The 20987-nt window shown below is 60.6% G+C and carries 15 protein-coding genes and 1 pseudogene; 11 read left to right on the top strand and 5 right to left on the bottom strand.

The features are described 5' to 3' along the window. Nucleotides 1-281: 281 nt before the first annotated feature. The 4 genes from AB2N04_RS13960 to AB2N04_RS13945 all read left to right on the top strand — a co-directional run bounded on the left by AB2N04_RS13960 (nucleotide 282) and on the right by AB2N04_RS13945 (nucleotide 4567). Nucleotides 282-1310, top strand: coding sequence for an amino acid ABC transporter substrate-binding protein (locus tag AB2N04_RS13960; protein ID WP_367715022.1), 1029 nt, complete (start codon nucleotides 282-284; stop codon nucleotides 1308-1310). A 77-nt stretch (nucleotides 1311-1387) separates the two neighbouring features. Beyond that, the gene (locus AB2N04_RS13955; RefSeq protein ID WP_367715021.1) at nucleotides 1388-2578 is read left to right on the top strand and encodes an amino acid ABC transporter permease; all 1191 of its coding nucleotides are present in this window, start codon (nucleotides 1388-1390) and stop codon (nucleotides 2576-2578) included. Between the two features lies 1 nt (nucleotide 2579). After that, complete coding sequence (locus tag AB2N04_RS13950) at nucleotides 2580-3737, top strand: amino acid ABC transporter permease (protein WP_367715020.1); 1158 nt, start codon at nucleotides 2580-2582, stop codon at nucleotides 3735-3737. A 26-nt stretch (nucleotides 3738-3763) separates the two neighbouring features. Then, nucleotides 3764-4567 (top strand): amino acid ABC transporter ATP-binding protein, encoded by an 804-nt coding sequence (locus tag AB2N04_RS13945; protein WP_367715019.1) that lies wholly within the window; start codon nucleotides 3764-3766, stop codon nucleotides 4565-4567. Between the two features lie 106 nt (nucleotides 4568-4673). Here AB2N04_RS13945 and AB2N04_RS13940 read toward each other — a convergent pair whose 3' ends face one another. Continuing rightward, on the bottom strand, nucleotides 4674-5891 hold the full coding sequence (locus AB2N04_RS13940; RefSeq protein ID WP_367715018.1) for an FAD-dependent monooxygenase: 1218 nt from the start codon (nucleotides 5889-5891) through the stop codon (nucleotides 4674-4676). A gap of 15 nt (nucleotides 5892-5906) precedes the next feature. Then, on the bottom strand, nucleotides 5907-6149 hold the full coding sequence (locus tag AB2N04_RS13935) for a zinc-finger domain-containing protein (protein WP_367715017.1): 243 nt from the start codon (nucleotides 6147-6149) through the stop codon (nucleotides 5907-5909). Nucleotides 6150-6310: 161 nt separating this feature from the next. On the opposite strand from AB2N04_RS13935, the gene AB2N04_RS13930 reads away from it, so the two are divergent. Further along, complete coding sequence (locus AB2N04_RS13930; RefSeq protein ID WP_367715016.1) at nucleotides 6311-8530, top strand: RNA degradosome polyphosphate kinase; 2220 nt, start codon at nucleotides 6311-6313, stop codon at nucleotides 8528-8530. Beyond that, nucleotides 8502-10061: an exopolyphosphatase gene (gene ppx, locus AB2N04_RS13925; RefSeq protein ID WP_367715015.1), complete on the top strand. Its 1560-nt coding sequence runs from the start codon at nucleotides 8502-8504 to the stop codon at nucleotides 10059-10061. The genes AB2N04_RS13930 and ppx overlap by 29 nt, the downstream gene beginning before the upstream one ends. 30 nt (nucleotides 10062-10091) lie before the next feature. On the opposite strand, the pseudogene rnd reads toward ppx, so the two are convergent. Beyond that, nucleotides 10092-11271: pseudogene (rnd, locus tag AB2N04_RS13920) on the bottom strand (ribonuclease D). 53 nt (nucleotides 11272-11324) lie between these two features. Beyond that, entirely contained in the window at nucleotides 11325-12569 is a 1245-nt protein-coding gene (locus tag AB2N04_RS13915; protein ID WP_367715014.1) for an MFS transporter, read from the bottom strand. A gap of 248 nt (nucleotides 12570-12817) precedes the next feature. Here AB2N04_RS13915 and aspS point away from each other — a divergent pair, with 248 nt between their 5' ends. Next, nucleotides 12818-14605: an aspartate--tRNA ligase gene (aspS, locus tag AB2N04_RS13910; protein ID WP_367715013.1), complete on the top strand. Its 1788-nt coding sequence runs from the start codon at nucleotides 12818-12820 to the stop codon at nucleotides 14603-14605. Between the two features lie 140 nt (nucleotides 14606-14745). On the opposite strand, the gene AB2N04_RS13905 is transcribed toward aspS, so the two are convergent. After that, nucleotides 14746-15936 carry a hypothetical protein gene (locus AB2N04_RS13905; protein ID WP_367715012.1) on the bottom strand — a complete coding sequence of 397 codons (1191 nt, stop codon included), beginning with the start codon at nucleotides 15934-15936 and terminating at the stop codon, nucleotides 14746-14748. A gap of 154 nt (nucleotides 15937-16090) precedes the next feature. On the opposite strand from AB2N04_RS13905, the gene AB2N04_RS13900 reads away from it, so the two are divergent. The 4 genes from AB2N04_RS13900 (at nucleotide 16091) to AB2N04_RS13885 (ending at nucleotide 20625) form a co-directional block, all read left to right on the top strand. Beyond that, nucleotides 16091-16957, top strand: a complete 867-nt coding sequence (locus AB2N04_RS13900; RefSeq protein ID WP_367715011.1) for an alpha/beta hydrolase — start codon at nucleotides 16091-16093, stop codon at nucleotides 16955-16957. Between the two features lie 201 nt (nucleotides 16958-17158). After that, nucleotides 17159-19417: a DNA topoisomerase IV subunit A gene (gene parC / locus AB2N04_RS13895; RefSeq protein ID WP_367715010.1), complete on the top strand. Its 2259-nt coding sequence runs from the start codon at nucleotides 17159-17161 to the stop codon at nucleotides 19415-19417. A 49-nt stretch (nucleotides 19418-19466) separates the two neighbouring features. After that, nucleotides 19467-20288 (top strand): serine hydrolase, encoded by an 822-nt coding sequence (locus AB2N04_RS13890; protein ID WP_367715009.1) that lies wholly within the window; start codon nucleotides 19467-19469, stop codon nucleotides 20286-20288. Next, nucleotides 20233-20625 carry a serine hydrolase gene (locus AB2N04_RS13885; RefSeq protein ID WP_367715008.1) on the top strand — a complete coding sequence of 131 codons (393 nt, stop codon included), beginning with the start codon at nucleotides 20233-20235 and terminating at the stop codon, nucleotides 20623-20625. Before AB2N04_RS13890 ends, AB2N04_RS13885 begins: the two co-directional genes overlap by 56 nt. Nucleotides 20626-20987: the final 362 nt, after the last annotated feature.

Below are 20987 nucleotides of genomic sequence, written 5' to 3'. Positions count from 1 at the left end.
CCCGCATACCGGGCGCGTGGGAGGCCGGATGGAACGCCATTGGCGGCGAACCGTCAACCGGACATGAGCCCTGTGGCTTGCTCTGGAGCAAGGGTCTTTGGCTCTTGACCCAAAGAGATTTATGGCATTCGATGGAACCAGTGCGTGGGAGAGGAAGCGCGTGTCCACTCGCCCTTAGCGGACGGTGTTTCGTCTGCAGGTGCCGGGTCGTGTCATTCGCCTGCTTCTGCACTGTAAATGTCAGGGGATAAGCCCGAACACAGAAAAAAGGGTTCGAAATCATGAGAAATACTGTCAAGGCGTTGCTAGGTTCGGCCGTGATCGCGATGATGTCGGTACCGGCTTCCGCAGCCACGCTGGACGACGTGAAGGACGAAGGCCATGTCCAGTGCGGTGTGAACACCGGCCTGATCGGCTTCAGTGCACCGGACGACCAGGGCAACTGGAAAGGTCTGGACGTCGACTTCTGCCGCGCCGTTGCCGCCGCCATCTTTGACGATCCCGAGGCAGTGGAGTTTAGCCCGCTTTCCGCGAAAGACCGTTTCACGGCGCTTCAGTCGGGCGAGGTGGACGTGCTCTCGCGCAACACCACCTGGACGATCAACCGCGACACCGCGCTTGGCCTCAACTTCGTCGGCGTGACCTACTATGATGGCCAGGGCTTCATGATCAACGCCAAGAAGCTCGAGGGCATCAAGTCCGTGCTGCAGCTTTCAGGCGCTGCGGTCTGCGTGCAGGCCGGCACGACCACGGAGCTGAACCTGGCCGATTACTTCAAGGCAAACAACATGGACTACAGCCCTGTTGTTTTCGAGAAGTTCGAAGAGGTGAACGCCGCCTATGATTCCGGACGCTGCGATGTCTACACGACCGACCAGTCCGGCCTTTATGCGGTTCGCTTAAACCTGACCAATCCGGACGACCACATCGTTCTGCCCGAGATCATTTCCAAGGAACCGCTCGGCCCGGCAGTGCGCCATGGTGACGATCAGTGGTTCGACGTTGTGAAATGGGTCTACTACACCCTCATCAATGCCGAGGAGCTGGGCATCAACCAGGCCAATCTCGAGGAGATGATGAATTCGGAGAATCCCGAGGTTCGGCGCCTTCTTGGCACGGAAGAGGGCTCCAAGCTCGGCACGGATCTGGGTCTGACCAACGACTTCGCCGTGCGTGTGATCAAACATGTGGGCAATTACGGCGAGATCTTTGAGCGCAATGTGGGGGCGAATACCCCGCTGAAAATCTCGCGCGGCCTCAATGCCCTTTGGACAAAGGGTGGCCTTCAGTACGGAATGCCGATCCGCTGATCCGCTGATCGGTTCCGTCAATACAATGCGTGAAAGGCGAAATGCTTCGCCTTTCACCATTCCTGGTGAGGATAGCCATGGCCACCCCGCAATCAACCGTGGAGGGCGCGGCGCCTCGTGTGTCGCTGCTCTATGATCCGCGCGTTCGAGGAATTGCTTATCAAGTCGTTGTTTTCGTTGGCTTAGTAGCGCTTATCTACTGGATCATTGGCAACACGACCGAAAACCTTCAGCGCGCCAACATTGCTTCCGGATTTGGGTTTCTGGAGGGACGTGCCGGTTTCGACATTGGCGATACGCTGGTCGAATTCTCGTCTGATTCCACCTATGGAAGAGCACTTTTCGTCGGATTTCTGAACACGCTGCGCGTGGCGATTATCGGTATTCTGACGGCAACGATCCTTGGGTTCATCGTCGGTATCGGGCGCCTGTCGAAGAACTGGCTGATCAACCGCATCTGCCTTGTCTATGTGGAAGTGTTCCGCAACATTCCGCCGCTTCTCGTCATCTTCTTCTGGTATTTCGGTGTTCTTTCCGTGTTGCCTTCGCCACGCGACAGCATCGATCTCCCGCTCGGCTCATATCTGAACAGCCGCGGCTTCTATTTCCCGCGTTTCCTTTGGGAGGAGGGGGCATGGCTGGTGCTGGCCGGCCTGGTGATCGGCATCGTCTTCACCTTCTTTGTGCGTCGCTGGGCGCTGAAGCGCCAGATGGCCACGGGTGAACCGTTCCCGGTGTTCTGGACCGGTGTCGGCCTGATTGTCGGGCTGCCGCTTCTGGCGTTTCTCCTGACCGGGTTACCGTTGAGTTTTGAGGTTCCGGAACTGTCGACCTTCAACCTGCGGGGCGGCATTCAGGTCCGGCCGGAATTCCTGGCGCTCTATCTGGCACTCTCCTTCTATACGGCCGCCTTCGTTGCGGAAATCGTGCGTGCCGGCGTTCTGGGCGTGAGCCACGGGCAGAGCGAGGCGGCGCAGGCACTCGGGCTGCGATCCGGGCAGGCCATGCGGCTGGTGATCATTCCGCAGGCGCTGCGGATCATCATTCCACCGTTGACGAGCCAGTATCTCAACCTGACGAAGAACTCTTCGCTGGCGGTGGCGATCGGCTATCCGGACCTGGTGGCAACGGGTGGAACCACGCTTAACCAGACCGGACAGGCGATCGAGGTCGTCGCGATCTGGCTCGTCGTCTATCTGGGGCTGAGCCTTGGCACGGCGGCGCTGATGAACTGGTACAATGCGCGCATGGCGCTGGTGGAGCGATAAGATGCAAGAACACGATCTTTCCTTCGTCCGCGCCGAAATGGTGGCCAATCAGAAGCCACCAGTCTCAGACCACGGGCCTGTTTCGTGGTTACGCAAAAACCTGTTTGCCAACATGGCCGACACGGTCTTCACCATTATCGGTATTGCGCTGATCGTGATGATCGTGCCGCCGCTGGTCCAGTGGGCGTTCATCAACGCACAGTGGACCGGCGCGGACCGTACCGTCTGCGCCACGGTGGTGCAGGGGGGCATGCAGCCGGAAGGCTGGTCGGGCGCCTGCTGGGCCTTCGTCAATGCAAAGTTCCAGCAGTTCATGTTCGGGCGCTATCCGATCGACGAGCGCTGGCGCGTCTATCTGACGGGCTTCCTTTTCGTGGCGCTGCTGGCACCGCTTCTGATCCCCAGCGTTCCTCGCAAGGGGCTGAATGCGATACTGCTTTTCGTGGTCTTCCCGATCATCGGCTTCTTCCTTCTGTCGGGCGGTGTTCTGGGTCTGAAACCGGTGCCGACCCCGCTGTGGGGCGGGCTTCTGGTGACCCTGGTGCTTGCCTATGTCGGTATCGCTGTTTCGTTCCCGCTGGGCATATTGCTGGCACTCGGGCGGCGCTCGCATATGCCGGTGGTCAAGCTTGTCTGCGTCGTCTTCATCGAGACCATTCGCGGCGTGCCACTGATCACGATCCTGTTCATGGCAAGTGTGATGCTGCCGCTGTTCCTGCCGCCGGGCACCTCGTTCGACAAGCTCCTGCGGGCGCTGGTCGGCGTGGCGCTTTTCGCCTCTGCCTATATGGCGGAAGTGATCCGCGGTGGCCTGCAGGCAATCCCGAAGGGCCAGTATGAGGGCGCGGATGCGCTGGGCCTGAGCTTCTGGAAGAAGATGAATCTCGTCGTTCTTCCCCAGGCAATCAAGCTGGTCATTCCAGGCATCGTCAACACGTTCATCGGCCTCTTCAAGGATACGAGCCTCGTCTACATCATCGGCATGTTCGATCTTTTGGGAGCCGTGCGACAGAACTTTGCAGACGCCAACTGGGCATCGCCCCAGACACCGATGACGGGGCTGGTGTTTGCCGGCTTTGTGTTCTGGCTGTTCTGTTTCGGCATGTCGCGCTATTCAATCTTCATGGAACGCCGGCTCGACACCGGTCACAAACGCTAGGCCGAGAGCCAAGGGGAAACGATATAATGGCAAAGGAAAACGCCGTTCGAGCCGAAGAGCTCCACGCAGACCGCAGCAAGATGCAGGTCTCCGATACCGATGTGGCGATCGACATCGTCGGCATGCACAAATGGTATGGCGACTTTCATGTCCTGAAGGACATCAATCTGAGGGTGATGCGCGGCGAGCGCATTGTGGTCTGCGGGCCTTCCGGGTCGGGCAAGTCCACCATGATCCGCTGTATCAACCGGCTGGAGGAACACCAGAAGGGCAAGATCGTCGTCGACGGGATCGAACTCACCAACGATCTGAAGAAGATCGACGAGGTGCGCAGGGAAGTCGGCATGGTGTTCCAGCACTTCAACCTGTTCCCGCATCTGACCATTCTGGAAAACTGCACGCTGGCCCCGATCTGGGTGCGCAAGACACCCAAGAAGGAGGCCGAAGCGACGGCGATGCATTTTCTGGAGCGGGTGAAAATCCCCGAACAGGCCAACAAATATCCCGGCCAGCTCTCGGGCGGTCAGCAACAGCGTGTGGCAATCGCCCGCGCGCTGTGCATGAACCCGCGCATCATGCTGTTCGACGAGCCGACATCTGCTCTCGATCCGGAGATGATCAAGGAAGTGCTCGACACGATGGTCGACCTTGCCGAGGAGGGGATGACCATGATCTGCGTCACCCACGAAATGGGTTTTGCCCGCCAGGTGGCCAATCGTGTGATCTTCATGGACCAGGGGCAGATCGTGGAGCAGAACACGCCTGCGGCCTTCTTCGACAATCCGCAGCACGAGCGCACCAAGCTGTTCCTGTCGCAGATCCTGCACTGATCTTCTTCAGCCAGAATAAGTCTCTGACGCCGCGTTCTCTTTCTCGGGAGCGCGGCGTTCTGCCGCTTGAAGCCAGATGCGTGATCCATGCTCGATGAACGCTTGGTCAGGCTCCGTCACAGGCTTCCGCATCAAAGCCGTAGAGCCAGTCAAAATCGGACATCAGAGCCTTCTCGCTTCGTGATCTGAGCACCAGGTCGCGGGCAAGTGCCACGGCACCTCCGGCATGCCATGTGAAGCGGTTGAAAGCGCCACGGCGCGCCACACGCGCCAGACGCGGTTTTCTGGCCGCTTCATAAGCCGAAAGTGCGGTTGCAAGATCATCGCGGTGGCGCGCCAGCGCGTTGGCGAGCACCACCGCGTCTTCAATGGCCATGCCGGCTCCCTGTGCGGCAAATGGCGGGACAGCATGGGCTGCATCGCCAATGAGGGCCAGTCCCTGCGGCCCTGTCCATGCATCTGCCGGGTCCACTTCATGGATGGGCCACACGGTCCATGAGGCGCTGGCGGCAAGTCGTGCAAGCGCCGGGTTGGCACCGGCGAGGGCCTTTTCCAATGGCGTTGGATCGGCAACCTGTGCCCAGGCATTCAGCGGCACTTCGCCTGGCTGGATAGCGACAAGATTGATCTCCCCCCCATTGCGGAGCGGATAGGCAACCAGGTGAAACGCCGGGTCCATGAAGGCCGTGACGCAGTCGGCTTCAAGTGCTCCGCCGGTTGCCGTGAGCGCTTCATCGACCGGGAGCGTCGCGCGCCACGCGATATAGCCGGTGAACCGGCTGCGCACGGAGCTGCGGACGAGACGGCGCATATGCGACCAAACACCATCGGCGGCGACCAGAAGCGGTGTGTGGACCTCTTGCGCGGTGCCATTGCGCACAAGCCGAAGGCGGACGCCGCCATCCGCGTGGAACCGCGCATTTTCAACGGGGGTTTCCGTGACGAGCTCGACCAGGGGCTCCTCACGGACACGGCCCAGAAGCGCGCCCTGCAGGTCTGCGCGATGCACCACGAGATAGGGCGCAGCCCAGCGCTCCTCCGCGGCCATTCCCAGCGGGAAGCGGGCGATGGAGGAAAGGTTGCGCGCCTTCCTGAGATTGAGCGCTTTCGGGCGCACGGCGCTGACCTTCAGCGCATCAAGCACGCCGAACCGCGCCAGCAGGCGCGTCGCATTGGGCGAAAGCTGCAGCCCTGCACCAATTTCGGACAGCTCGGGAGCTTTTTCGTAAATGCGCGTTGAAAGCCCGTGCCGCGCCATGGCAAGCGCAAAGGACAGCCCTGCAATGCCGGCACCGGCTATGACCGCGTCTGGTTCGCCCGTCATGGCGCGGTGCTTCTGTCAGGCTGCTTCTTCGAACAGGCAGCCTGCGGGATTGGTCTCGAGTGCCTTGAGAGCGGGATTGTAGCGGTAGAGGGTCGAGCAATAAGGGCAAACCCGCTCGTTTTCGTCACCCATGTCGAGGAACACATGGGGATGGTCGAAGGGCGGATTGGCGCCGACGCACATGAATTCCTTCACGCCGATTTCAACCGCCTCGTGTCCGCTTGTGTTCTGGAAATGGGGAATGGCAGATCCGGCCATCATCGTCTCCCGCTTGGAATGCCGTGGAAAGTGTCCTGCGTTTGTAGCATAAACGGCCTCTTTGCAAGCCTATGATATGAAACTGTCGCAAAAGCGTGTCACCAGATAAACTGGCGGCGAGCAGTTTGCGTCGCGTTGTTGAAAAGGGCGTGAGTGGAATCATGAATGAACTGAAGCCGGTGCGGAGCGAATTTTCCCCGGAAGCAGGGGCGCAGGGCGAGATTGCCGGTGCGAGCCCCGACCGTTTCGTCAATCGGGAGTTTTCCTGGCTCCAGTTCAACCGCCGTGTTCTCGACGAGGCGCAGAATGCAAGCCATCCGCTGCTGGAACGCCTGCGGTTCCTTTCCATCTCTGCAGACAATCTGGACGAGTTCTTCATGGTGCGCGTTGCGGGGCTTGCCGGCCAGGTGCGCGAACACATCGCCACGCGCAGCGCCGACGGCCGCACGCCGGAAGAACAGCTCGAACATGTCCTGCGCGAGGTCGCGCGACTGCAGATCGACCAGCACGATAGCCTGAATGCGCTTCTGGCACTCCTGAGCCGGGAGGGCGTCGAGATCGTGCGTGCGGACGTCTTGACCCCTTCCGACAAGAAGTGGCTGGAAGACCATTTCATGGAGGCAATTTTTCCGGTCCTGACACCGCTTTCCATCGATCCGGCCCATCCGTTCCCCTTCATCCCCAATCTTGGCTTTTCCATTGCGCTGGAGTTGCAGCATGAGGGCGAGCTGGAGCCGATGACGGCGCTTTTGCGACTGCCGGTGGCGCTGAAGCGCTTCATCCAGTTGCCTGAACGCAATGGAACGGTGCGATTCATCACTTTGGAAGACGTGGTCAACCTCTTCATCGGAAAGCTCTTTCCACGCTATCAGGTGATCGGTTCCGGCACGTTTCGCATCATTCGTGACAGCGATATCGAGGTGGAGGAAGAGGCGGAAGATCTCGTGCGCCTTTTCGAAACCGCGCTGAAGCGCCGTCGGCGCGGATCGGTGATCCGCATAGAGTTCGACAATGAGATGCCGAAGGGATTACGCGAATTCGTGGCCAGCGAGCTGGGCGTTGCCGAAAGCCGCATCACGGTTCTCGAACGCCCGCTGGCGATCAACCAGATTTCTGAGATCGTCAAGGTGCCGCGCGAGGACCTGCTCTTTGCACCCTACAACCCGCGCTTCCCCGAACGCATCCGCGAACACAATGGCGACTGCTTCGCCGCGATCCGCGAAAAAGACCTGATCGTTCACCATCCATATGAATCCTTCGACGTGGTGGTGCAGTTTCTGCGTCAGGCCTCGCTTGATCCGGAAGTGGTGGCAATCAAGCAGACGCTCTACCGGACCTCCAATGACAGCCCCATCGTTCGCGCCCTCATCGAGGCTTCGGAGGCGGGCAAGTCGGTGACCGCGCTTGTGGAGCTGAAGGCCCGTTTCGATGAAGAAGCGAACATCCGCTGGGCGCGCGATCTGGAGCGTGCTGGCGTGCAGGTCGTGTTCGGCTTCATCGAATTGAAAACGCACGCCAAAATGTCGCTCGTGGTCCGCCGCGAGGAAGGCAGGCTGCGCAATTACTGCCATCTGGGCACCGGAAACTATCACCCGATCACGGCGCGGATTTATACGGATCTGTCCTATTTCACCGACGATCCGGAGATCGCGCGTGACGTGGCACAGGTGTTCAACTTCATCACCGGCTATGCCGAACCCGATGGCGAAATGCGGATCGCGGTTTCGCCATTCTCGCTGCGCAACCGGCTGCTCGATCACATTCGTGCCGAGATCGAGCATGTGCAGGCGGGGCGGCCCGGCCAGATCTGGATGAAGATGAACTCGCTGGTGGATCCGCTGGTGATCGACGCGCTTTACGAAGCGGGGCAGGCGGGTGTGGAAATCGATCTGGTGGTGCGCGGGATCTGCTGTCTGCGACCACAGGTGCCGGGCCTTTCCGAACGCATCCGGGTGAAATCCATCGTCAGCCGGTTCCTGGAGCACAGCCGCATCTACTGTTTCGGAAATGGTCATGGTCTCCCATCGGATGAGGCCATCGTCTACATTTCCTCGGCCGACATCATGCCGCGCAATCTGGACCGTCGGGTGGAAACCATGGTGCCGATCACCAATCCCACCGTCCATGAGCAGGTGATCGGGCAGATTATGCTGGGAAACATTATGGACAACCAGCAAAGCTTTGAAGTATTGCCGGACGGCACCTCGCGGCGCATTATGCCCGACGAGGGAGAAGAACCGTTCAACGCTCAGGAATATTTCATGACAAATCCGAGCCTATCGGGACGCGGCAATGCCCTGAAGTCTCACGCGCCCAAGCGGATCGCCGCTTTCAAGAAGCGCCGGAAGACGGATGCCGACACCAGATCCGCAACGGATTGAAGAGCCGGGTCTTTTGGGCATAGCAGAATCCCAGGGCCGGCTTCAGGACCGGCGCCCCGTCTCGGTCATCGATATCGGGTCCAACTCGATTCGACTGGTGATCTATGAGGGGGTCGCGCGCTCTCCGAGCGTCTTGTTCAACGAAAAAATGCTGGCGGGTCTCGGCAAGAGCATCGTGACGACCGGCGAGCTCGATCCCGAAGGTGTCACGCGCGCTGTCAGTGAGTTCCGCCGTTTCCGGGCGCTCTCGGAGCAGGCGGGCGCACAGTCGCTGCATGTCCTGGCGACGGCTGCTGCGCGCGAAGCGCGCAACGGCCCCGACTTCATCGACCGTGCGGAAGATATTCTGGGCACGAGCGTTCGGGTTCTTTCGGGCCGGGAAGAGGCAAAATACTCGGCCTTCGGCATCATGTCGGGCTTTCACAAACCGAGCGGTATCGTGGGCGATCTGGGCGGAGGCAGCCTGGAGCTTGTCGATGTGGAAGGCTACGATCTCGAAGATGGCATCACCCTGCCGCTGGGCGGGCTTCGGCTCAAGGAGATGTCGAAGAATTCACCGGAAAGGGCGGCGCGCATCGCCCGCGATGAGCTGGCCCGAGCCCCGTGGATGAAGGACGGGGCCGGGCGCCCCTTCTACTGCGTCGGCGGCACATGGCGAAATCTCGCCCGCCTGCACATGCTGGAAACCGGCTATCCGCTCGAAGTGATGCATCACTACGAGATGGACATCGAGCAGTCGATGGACTTTCTCACGCGGGTGGCTGACGGTGTCGACCGGTTTGCCGGTATCAGCCACATCTCCAAAAACCGTCGCACGCTCTTGCCCTATGGCGCGACCGTGCTGCAGGAGATCATTCGAACGGCCCAACCCTCAAAAATCGTGTTTTCCGCGCTTGGCGTGCGTGAGGGCTACCTCTACTCACTGCTCGATGAAGACGATCGCAGGCGCGATCCCCTTATCTCCGCGGCGGAAGAGCTGGCGGTGCTTCGCGCCCGTTCCGTGACCCATGCGCGTGAACTGGCAGAATGGAGTGGACCGGCGCTCAAGGCGCTTGGCATCAAGGAAACCGAGGAAGAAGCCCGTTACCGCAGGGCCGCATGCCTTCTCGCCGATATCGGCTGGCGCGCGCATCCCGAATATCGCGGGACCCAGTCGCTCAACATCATCGCGCATGGTTCGTTCATCGGCATCGATCATCCAGGCCGCGCTTTCATTGCGCTGGCCAATCTGTTTCGCCATGAAGGACTGTTCAACGACGCGCTCTCACCGCGCATGCGCCAGCTCGCGACGCCGCTTTATGTCGAACGGGCGCGCATTCTGGGCGGGCTTTTGCGTGTGGTCTACCTGCTCACCGCATCCATGCCCGGAATCATTCCTAAGCTGACATGGGAAAAGCGTGACGATGGCACGACGGTACTCGTGATCCCTAAATCGCATGAAGCGTTGATGGGAGAACGGCCTGTTGGCCGCATGGCGCATCTTGCCAAGGTGACGGGGCTCAAACTCGCACTGGAAGTCGCAAAAGCGTAAAATCGGGGCGGGTTTGCCCGTCCCGAAACGCTATTCCGCAGCTTCGCTTTGTGCGGCGGCGGGCTCGAAAATCTCGATTTTCCGGTTGTTGAAGCGCAGCGCAAGCTCACCCTGAACCAGTTTCACCGCTTCCCTGCCGAAAACCTCGTGGCGCCAGCCCGACATGGCCGGAACGTCCGCCTCCGCGCCATCGGCGGCAATGCGGTCGATGTCGTCGCTGGATGCGAGCATTTTGGGGGCGACGCCCTGCCGGTCTGCCACCAGTTTCAGGAGAACCTTGAGGAGCTCGGCGGCAGCAGCCGCACCCTCGGGCGCATGGGGCGGGCGTGGCAGGCGTGGCAGGTCTTCCTTCGGCAGGGCCATGGCTCTGGCAACCGCACCGAGCAGGGCCGGCAGCGGCGCTGGAACGCTCCCAACCCCTGGGAATGGTGCGCAGCCGCCCGAGCGCCTCGCTGTCGCGCGGGTGCTGCTGGGCAACTTCATAGATCGCGTCATCCTTGATGACACGGCCACGCGGCACGTTGCGCTCGCGCGCCTCACGCTCGCGCCAAGCGGCGACATGTTGCAGTATGGCGAAGTCGATGGGCTTCTTGACGCGGAGCTTGAGCCGTCTCCAGGCATCGTCGGGATGCGGGTCGTAGGTTTCGCGCGCTGTCAGTACCGCCATTTCCTCGTTGAGCCAATGCGCACGCCCCTCGCGCTCCAGCTCGGTCTTAAGATGCTGATAGACGTCGATGAGATGCGTGACATCGGCAAGCGCGTAGCTCAGCTGCTTGTCCGACAGTGGACGGCGGCGCCAGTCGGTAAACCGTGACGACTTGTCGATGCGGGCACCGGTGATCTTCGCGACGAGCTGATCGTAGGAAACGCTATCGCCAAACCCGCAGACCGAGGCCGCCACCTGGGTGTCGAACAGGGGCGCGGGGATCAGCTTTCCCAGATTGTAGACAATCTCGACATCCTGACGCGCGGCGTGAAACACCTTGACGATGTTTTCATTGGCCATGAGCGCGAAAAACGGCTTGAGATCGATGCCATCGGCGAGCGGATCGACGAGCGCAGTCACGCCTGGTGCCGCCATCTGGATAAGGCAGAGCTCCGGCCAGAAGGTCGATTCCCGAATGAACTCGGTATCGACGGTGACAAAATCGGATTTTTCGAGAGCGGAGATCGCCGCTTCGAGGTCTTTTTGTTTGGTAATCAGATCCATACTGTTTCTTTAGGTCATGCGGACGAAAAAGAAAAGAATCCGCTTCGCCGCCCTCACATGTCGTCAACCGATCGGTGATTTCGGCTGCGGCGTGCCATGCGCATGAAGACAGGAGATGTGCGCAACAGGGCTGCAAAGCGGCGGCGCCTTGCGGCCGGTACAGAGGGGCGCACACTCATCCTGAAGAGCGTGACACCGATCAGCACCACGTAGACCACGGATGTGTAGGAGAAGAGCGCGTGTGGTCCGAAACGCTGCATCAGCAGCGAAGCCAGCAGCGGACCGACCATGGCGCCCAGCGAGTAGAAAAACAGAAGGCCGGCGGCAAGCTGCACGAACTGATCCTTCTGGGCATGATCGTTGGCGTGGGCGACCGACAATGAATAAAGCGACATGGCAAAAGCGCCGAACAGAAAGACGAGCAGCATGTTCGCGTTTGGGCTGTCGCCGGCAAACCACACGATGATGAGGGCGGAGACAAGCGCACCGATGGTGGTGCCGAGAAGGATGACGCGGCGGTCGTGACGGTCGGAGAGTGCTCCCAGAGGATATTGCATCACCGCCCCGCCGATGATGCCCGCATTCATGAAGGTGGCGATCTGCGACACGCTGAGGCCGATTGACTGGCCATAGATCGGCCCGACGATGCGGAAGGCGCTGTTGGTGAGGCCGACGGCAAAGCAGCCGAATGCGGCAAGCGGCGAGATGCGCCAGACGGCGGCGAGGTCAAGCCGCAGCTCGGCCGGCGGGCGTGGATTGGAACGGTCGGTCATGGAAACGGGCACCAGCGACAGGGTGATCATCATCGCCATGACGGCAAAGGTGACGAACCCTTCAACGCCAAGCGCCGGCAGCATGTATTGCGAGCCGGTGACGGCCGCGATGTCGATAATGCGGTAGACGGCCAGCACACGGGCGCAGTTGGTGTTTTGCGCAGCCGAGTTGAGCCAGCTTTCGATCGTGGTGAAGAGGCTCGAAAAGCAGATTCCGGAAAGAAAACGCACGGCGATCCAGGCAAGTGGATCCACGAAAAGCACAAGCATCAGCGCGCCGGCGGCACCCAGAGCTGCAAGCGCCGCGAAGGCCCGGATGTGCCCCACCGCGCGCAAAAGACGCGGCACATAAAGGCAGCCGATAAGAAAACCGGCGAAATAGGCGCTGCCCATCAGGCCGATCGTGGTTTCGGAAAACCCTTCCGCCGCGCCGCGCAGCGCGATCAGCGTGCCCTGGAGCCCGTTGCCTGCCAGTAGGATGCCGGCGGCAAGGAGTAGCGGAATCAGCGGGCGAAGGCTGGACATGGTGGGAGGCCCGGGCTGGGAGGCGCGGAAGGTCGCGCCGTTCACCAACGAGCTATAGGCTGCGCTGTGCCAATTCTCTTGTGCCAGCCGGCGATGGCCATGATCCCAGCCGAAAACGGAGAGCCGATTGGGCCGCTTCCGGCCCCACACCTTGACAAATCGCACCTCCCATGCGCTTTTCGCGCCGACCTTCCGGACCGGTTTCGACCAGTCCCGAGCAGAAATTCCAAGACACGGACGATATGACCATGCATCGCTATCGCAGCCATTCCTGCGCCGAACTCAGAAAATCCGATGTGGGCGCGAATGTGCGCCTGTCCGGCTGGGTGCATCGTGTGCGCGACCATGGCGGCCTCCTGTTCATCGACCTGCGTGATCATCACGGCGTGACGCAGATCGTGGCCGATCCTGATTCTCCTTCGTTCAAGACCGCCGAAAGCGTGCGCGGCGAGTGGGTGATCCGTGTCGACGGCGAGGTGAAGGCGCGCACCGACGAGACGGTGAACAAGAACCTGCCCACGGGCGAGGTGGAGATTTTCGCCCGCGAGATCGAAGTGCTTTCGGAGGCGAAGGAACTGCCGTTGCCGGTGTTTGGCGAGCCGGACTATCCCGAAGACATCCGCCTCAAATATCGCTTCCTCGACCTGCGCCGCGACACGCTGCACAGGAACATCGTGCAACGCACGAAGATCATCGCCGAGATGCGCCGCGCCATGGTCGAGGCGGGCTTCACCGAATATTCGACGCCGATCCTGACGGCTTCCTCTCCGGAAGGTGCGCGCGACTTCCTGGTGCCGTCGCGTCTTCACGAGGGCAAGTTCTATGCGCTGCCGCAGGCACCGCAGATCTACAAGCAGTTGATCATGGTGTCGGGCTTCGACCGCTATTTCCAGATCGCGCCCTGTTTCCGCGACGAGGACCCGCGCGCCGACCGCCTGCCGGGCGAGTTCTATCAGCTCGACCTTGAAATGAGCTTCGTCGAGCAGGAAGACGTGTTCCAGACCATGGAACCGGTGATGCGTGGCATTTTTGAAAAGTTTGCCGAGGGCAAGCCGGTGACGGATGTCTTCCCGCGTATCCCGCATGCCGAAGCGATGCGCAAATACGGTTCCGACAAGCCGGACCTGAGAAACCCCATCGAGATGGAGGATGTTTCCGAGCATTTCCGCGGATCGGGCTTCAAGGTTTTTGCCAACATTCTCGCCAATGACGAGAAGGCGGAAGTGTGGGCCATTCCGGCAAAGACCGGCGGCTCCAGAGCATTCTGCGACCGCATGAACTCATGGGCGCAGGGCGAGGGCCAGCCGGGGCTCGGCTATATCTTCTGGCGCAAGGAAGGCGAAAACCTTGAGGGCGCTGGCCCCATTGCCAAGAACATTGGCCCGGAGCGCACGGAGGCGATCCGCACCCAGCTTGGTCTTGAAGACGGCGATGCCTGTTTCTTCGTTGCTGGCGATCCCAAGAAATTCGCCGCTTTTGCCGGTGCCGCGCGCACGCGGGCCGGCGAGGAGCTTGACCTCGTCGACCGCGACCAGTTCAAGCTCGCCTGGATTGTCGACTTCCCCTTCTACGAGTGGAACGAAGACGAAAAGAAGATCGATTTCGGCCACAACCCGTTCACCATGCCGCAGGGCGGTCTGGAAGGGCTTGAAAGCGAGGACCCGCTGTCACTCAAGGCATGGCAGTATGACCTTGTCTGCAATGGCTTCGAAATCGCATCGGGCGGCATCCGCAACCATCTTCCCGAAGTGATGGTCAAGGCCTTCGAGAAGGTCGGCTTCACGCAAGAGGACGTGGAAGAGCGTTTTGGCGGCCTCTACCGCGCATTCCAGTATGGCGCACCGCCCCATGGCGGCATGGCAGCCGGCATCGACCGCATCGTCATGCTGCTTCTGGGGGCGAAAAACCTGCGCGAAATCACCATGTTCCCGATGAACCAGCAGGCTCAGGACCTTCTGATGGGCGCGCCTTCGGAGGCGAGCCCGGCACAGCTGCGCGAGCTGAACCTGCGTCTGGCGCCGGTGAAGAAGGACTGAGTGAGCGAATAGTGAGTAGCGAGTAGCGAATAGCTGGTCGCAATAAGAAAGGGGTTGCAGGCTTACACAGCCTGCGACCCCTTTTCACTATTCACTATTCACTATTCACTATTCACTATTCACTATTCACTATTCACGACTCAGTCATTCGCTGAAATGGTGAGCCCGACCTCCTCGGCCAGAGCGTCCGGAGAGCCCATGGCGGTGCCGAAGATGACAGCAAAGGGCATCGGGTCCTCGGGCTCCACGCTGATGGTGAGATTGCGCGGATTGTCGATATAGGTGTTGAGGGCCCGCGAAAGGCTTTGGGTGAGATCCGGGCCCAGATACTGCCCAACCAGCAAGGGCACGATGGCCTTTGCCTGATGGGCCACATCCTGTGGCTTGATACCCTGCTTGTCGGCCACATAGGCGATCAGCTTTCCGGTGAGTGAAGCATCGGTGAAACGGATCGACATTCCATGCAGATTGAGCTGTTGCATCAGGCCGAGCATGGCAAGGCTCTGGGCCTGCTTCTGTTTTTCTGACCCGGAGGCCATCGTCTTCTGCATGTCCTGCAGCGTCTGGATGAATTCTGGCGTATACCCGCTGACATCGACGGCAAATGCCAGGGTTCCCGCATTGTCGATCTTGGCGTCGTAGCGCGTGATCTTCAGGCGTCCGTCATCCAGGGTCCAGCTGCCGTCCATGTCGACACGACCGGACAGTTCTTCGTAATTGTATTCACGCAACTGGCTGCGCGCTTCCTCGCTTTCGGCAAGTGTAGCGACATCGATCCAGAAGCGCTCGGCCGCTCCCGTAAAGGAGACCTTGTCACCGCCGCTGCCAAGCGTTGTGTCGGCCCTGAGCGTGTCTAGCGTGAAAACAGGTGTCTCAGACTTGTTGACCTGGACTTTATCCAGCGACAAATGCCGATATTGCATCATGCCGCCATAGGGCATGTCCTCACCTTCTTTCGGCAGAACGAGGCCTTCCACCGACAGGCCGGTCAGCTTGACTTCGAAATCCTCCCTGGTCTGCTCGAAACTGTCCAAAGCGATGCGACCGATTTCAAAGGTGCTGTCGGTCTCGCTCACATTCTGAAGCAGAAAGTCGCCGAGATCGATTTTTTCATCGATATCGACAACTCCGAACGAAGCATTTTCCAGAACGACTGAATCGCCATCCCGGCGCACACCGCTCCACTCTGCCGTCAGGCCCTGCTGGCCAAGCAGAAACTGGTACCGGGCGGCGACCTCTTCCGCCTCCCATGCCCAGGCGGGCTGCAGCGCCGTTGCCGAGAGCAGGGCTGCGAGCGAAAGGGACTTCAGCTTGGTCACGTGGCTGAGCATGGGAATTTCCTTGAAATTGCGTAAGGTAACAGTCATCCAACGGCTTGATCGTCGGAAATTGCGGTGGGAGGATGACCCGACACCAATCCTGTGTCAATTTCGCAGGCGACGAGTGGTGCATGCTTGATTAAGGAAATCGCGGGAGAGGCAGGGAATGCGGGCAATTGGGAAACTGGGGGCGGGCCTTCTTCTGATCATCCTGTTCTCGTTTGCCGCTCAGGCGGTGGAACTCCATGAGGGGATCACCTACCGTGGCGGACTGAAACTGGACATTCACGCGCCCGATCGCCCGGGCAGGACGGCACAGGCGGGTGTGGCGCGCATGAACCTGTTTTCGTTTGGCAGACGCAAAGTCCCCGTGGTCATCTATGCCCATGGTGGCGGTTGGGTGAAAGGGACGCGCAAGAAGGTTTATTCGCTGCCCGAATGGCTGACATCGCGCGGTTACATGCTCGTCGCGATCGACTACCGGAAAGTGCCGCAAACCACGATTGACGGTCAGGTAAGCGATCTCGCGGCGGCCATCGGCTGGGTGCGTTCCAACATTTCACGCTATGGCGGCGACCCCTCGCGCATCGTGTTGATGGGCCATTCTGCCGGTGCGCATCTGGTGGCCATGGCAGCTGCCCGCAATGTTGCGGGCTCCGTGCGCGGGGTCATTCCCAACGACGTGCAGGCCTATGACATGGTCGCCTATGCGGGGATGCGCGGTTCTCTCGGCTATCCCTATATCAACGCTTTTGGCACCAACCCGAGCGACTGGGTGCGCTGGTCGCCCGTCACCTATGCGCGGCGCGGGGCGGGCTTCCCGCCGCATCTCTTCCTGCATTCGGGCTCCAATGGCGCGCGCCGCAAGGCGTTGACCAATGGCTATTCCAATCTCCTGAGGGCGCGCGGCGCGCGTTCGGCGGTTTTCGATGGCGGTCGCTACACCCATGGCTCCATCGCCCGCAAGCTGGGCGAACCGGGCGATCCGGCGACATTGACGATCGAGCGATTTCTGGCGCAGGTGACGCGGTGAAGAGAGTGAATGGTGAAGAGAGTGAATGGTGAATAGTGAATAGTGAATAGTAAATAGATAAAATGCCTTGCGGGTCATGTGGACCTCACGGGATATTTTCACCATTCACCATTCACCATTCACCATTCACCATTCACCATTCACCATTCACCATTCACCAGCCCCCTTGCCGCGAATCACCGGCTGGTCTAACCCAAAACCATGGGAAAAGATTTGCTTCCGCCCGGTGGCGACGGCGGTGATGCCGTCGAACCGGTCGATCTGAAAAAGGCGCTTGAAGAGCGCTATCTCGCCTATGCGCTGTCGACGATCATGCATCGCGCGCTTCCGGATGTGCGTGACGGGCTGAAGCCCGTGCATCGGCGCATTGTCCACACGATGCGGCTTCTGCGGCTCAATCCCGATCAGGGCTTTGCCAAATGCGCCCGCATCGTCGGCGACGTGATGGGCAAATTCCACCCGCATGGCGACCAGTCGATCTACGACGCGCTGGTGCGCCTGGCGCAACCCTTTGCCATGCGCTATCCGCTGGTCGACGGGCAGGGCAATTTCGGCAATATCGACGGCGATAACGCGGCCGCCATGCGCTACACCGAAGCGCGCATGACCGAGGTCGCTTCGGAAATCCTGACTGGCATCACCGAGGATGCCGTCGATTTCCGCCTGACCTACAATGAGGAAGACGAGGAGCCGACCGTGCTCCCCGGCGCGTTCCCCAATCTTCTGTGCAACGGTTCGTCGGGCATTGCCGTGGGCATGGCCACCTCGATCCCGCCACACAATGCGGCCGAGGTCTGCGATGCGGCGCTGGCCGTGATTGACGAGCCGGATGTCGATCCCGAACGGCTTCTCGAATTCGTCAAGGGGCCGGATTTTCCGACCGGCGGCATCATCGTCGAGGATCAGGCCTCGATCCGCGAAGCCTATGCGACCGGTCGCGGCGGGTTCCGCGTGCGGGCGCGCTGGCACAAGGAGGACCAGGGGCGCGGCATGTGGACGGCCGTGGTCACGGAGATCCCCTATGGTGTGCAGAAATCCCGCCTGATCGAAAAGATCGCCGAACTCATCATCTCGCGCCGGCTGCCGCTGCTGGAAGACATTCGCGACGAAAGCGCGGAAGACATCCGCATCGTTCTGGTTCCCAGAAGCCGGACCGTTGCGCCGGAACTCCTGATGGAATCGGTGTTCAAGCTGACCGATCTGGAAAGCCGCTTTCCGCTCAACATGAACGTGCTTTCACGCGGCAAGGTGCCGGGCGTGCTCTCGCTCAAACAGGTGCTGCGCGAATGGCTCGACCACCGCCGCGAAGTGCTTCTGCGGCGCTCGCGCCACAGGCTCGCCGAGATCGAGCGCCGGCTGGAGATTCTCGCCGGCTATCTGGTCGCCTATCTCAACATCGACGAGGTCATCCGCATCATCCGCGAGGAGGATGAGCCCAAGAAGGTGATGATCGCGCGTTTCGAACTGACGGACACGCAGGCCGAGGCGATCCTCAACATGCGCCTGCGCGCCCTGCGCAAGCTTGAGGAATTCGAGATCCGCAAGGAGTTCGAGAAGCTTTCCGAAGAGAAGGAAGGCATCGAGGCACTGCTTGCCTCCACGTCACGCCAGTGGAAGACGGTGCGCTGGGAAGTGGCCAAGGTGCGCCAGACCTTCGATCCGGAGAAGAACCCGGGTCTGGGCAAGCGCCGCACCACCTTCGCCGAAGCGCCGGAGCACGATCTGGAAGAGGTGCACGAGGCGCTGATCGAGCGCGAGCCGATCACCGTGGTTCTGTCCGAAAAGGGCTGGCTGCGCGCCATGAAGGGGCATCTGGCGGATTTCTCGTCTCTGTCCTTCAAGGAGGGCGACAGCCTCAAGATCGCTTTCCATGCCCAGACGACCGACAAGATCCTGCTCTTCACGACGGGCGGCAAGGTCTTCACCATCGGCGCAGACCGTCTTCCCGGCGGTCGCGGTCATGGCGAGCCGGTGCGCATCATGGTCGACATGGACAATGATCAGGCCATCGTGACAGCCTTTGCGCATGATCCCGAACGGAAGCTTCTGGTTGTCTCCCACGCCGGTAACGGCTTTGTCGTGGCCGAGAAGGAGATCGTCGCCAACACCCGCAAGGGCAAGCAGGTGATGAACGTGAAGGCACCGGACGAGGCCAAGCTCTGCCTGCCGGTTTCGGGTGATCATGTGGCCGTGGTGGGTCAGAACCGCAAGCTGCTTGTCTTCCCGCTCTCTGAAGTGCCGGAGATGACCCGTGGCAAGGGCGTGCGCCTCCAGCGCTACAAGGATGGCGGCGTTTCCGACATCAAGACATTTGCCATGGAGGAGGGGCTTTCGTGGAAGGATTCGGCCGACCGGACCTTCGTCAAGACGCGCGAGGAACTCACCGAATGGATGGGCAACCGCGCGGCCGCCGGCCGTATGGCGCCGAAAGGATTTCCGCGCACCGGCAAATTCGGATGAGGACCGGGGCGGGGTCTTAAGGAAATCGTGCAGACAGAGGAGGGGTAGCATGCTGCACTGGATGAACGGAACGAAACCTGCCGCGGCCGCTTTGGCGCTTATCGGACTGCTGGGGCTTGCGCAGCCTGCCGTATCGCAAGACAGCCTGCTTGAGGAGACGGTGTCCTTTTCCGGGCAGATTCTTTATCTGCAGACGGATGTTCCAGGCCTCATCATCGGTGCCGTGCGGGATGGTGAAACCGCCGTCTTCGGCTTTGGTGAAACTGCCAAGGGCAATGGCAAGGAGCCCAATGGCGACACGCTGATGCGGGTCGGCTCGATCAGCAAGGTGTTTACCGGTGCGGTTCTTGCAAGCCTCGTGGCCGACGGGACGGTCAATTTTACCGATCGACTGCAGGATCGGCTGGGCTGGGACGTGGACATACCCGTTGTCGATGACAAACCCATCCGCCTGATCGATCTGGCAACACACACTTCGGGCCTGCCCCGGGAAGTGGATGTGGAGCGCGGCCCGGACAACGACCCGTTCTCGACCGTGACGAAGGAAGCCTATTCGAAGGCGCTTGCGGAAGGTGCTCAGCTTTTCCCCGTCGGCACGGGCGGGCTCTATTCCAATTTCGGGTTCGACATGCTGGCTGTCGCTCTCGGCTCTGCCGCCGGAAAGCCCTATGCCGAGCTGCTTGCCGAGCGTGTTCTCGAACCACTGGGGCTGATGGACACCACGCTGGCGCCCGACGCGGCCCGATCGCGATCGCCTGATGCAGGGGCACAATTTCGATGGTTCGCCCTTGCCGGATGCGCCCAACACGCCGGTCATGGCCGGGGCCAGCGGTCTCTACACGACCACCAACGACATGCTCAAATGGCTTGAGTGGCATCTCGACCGGTTTTCACCGGACATGGCGGAGATGCGAATGCTCAACCATGCCTCCTATGTGCAGCGCGACGCGCTGGATCCTACCTATGGGTTTGATGAATCCGGCCATATGGATGCGATGGGGCTCGGCTGGGTTGTGATGCAGCCGGAGGGAGACCGGCCTTTGATCCTGCAGAAGGCGGGCGGCCGGCAGGGCATGTTCGTCTATCACGCCTTTGCTCCCACACGTGGGGTGGGCGTGTTTGTCGCTATCAACGAGTTTGATTTTGCCGCCTCCATGCTGATGGCGGAGGTGGTGAACGGCCTGATTTCCGACCTCGCTCCGCGTTGAGGTGCGCGCCGGTATGATCGCCGGCATGGGCTTCGTGCGTCCTTCGACAGGCTCAGGATGAGGGATGTGAGCGCATGGCGCAGGCGAGGGGCGCGGCTGTTGCGTCCTTCGACAGGCTCAGGATGAGGGAGGATGGAGCGCGCCATCAAGGTGGACGTTGCGAGCACTTCCTCCCTCGGTCAGAGAAGTCGAGCTCTTCCTTCTTTTCCGAGAGGTCGAGCTCCATCCCTCCTCATCCTGAGCTTGTCGAAGGACGCACTCCCTCTCAGCGCACCTTGCCCCTTCACGTCCGCGATTGTGGAAAAGCCTCTCTTGTGAGCGGCAGCCTGCTGCGATTGGCACTATCTTGCCGGCACCAATCG

Source organism: Nitratireductor sp. GISD-1A_MAKvit (assembly GCF_040819555.1).
Classification (GTDB): Bacteria; Pseudomonadota; Alphaproteobacteria; order Rhizobiales; family Rhizobiaceae; genus Nitratireductor.
Note: the sequence above shows the minus strand (reverse complement) of the source record. Positions and strands in the feature narration are given on the sequence as shown.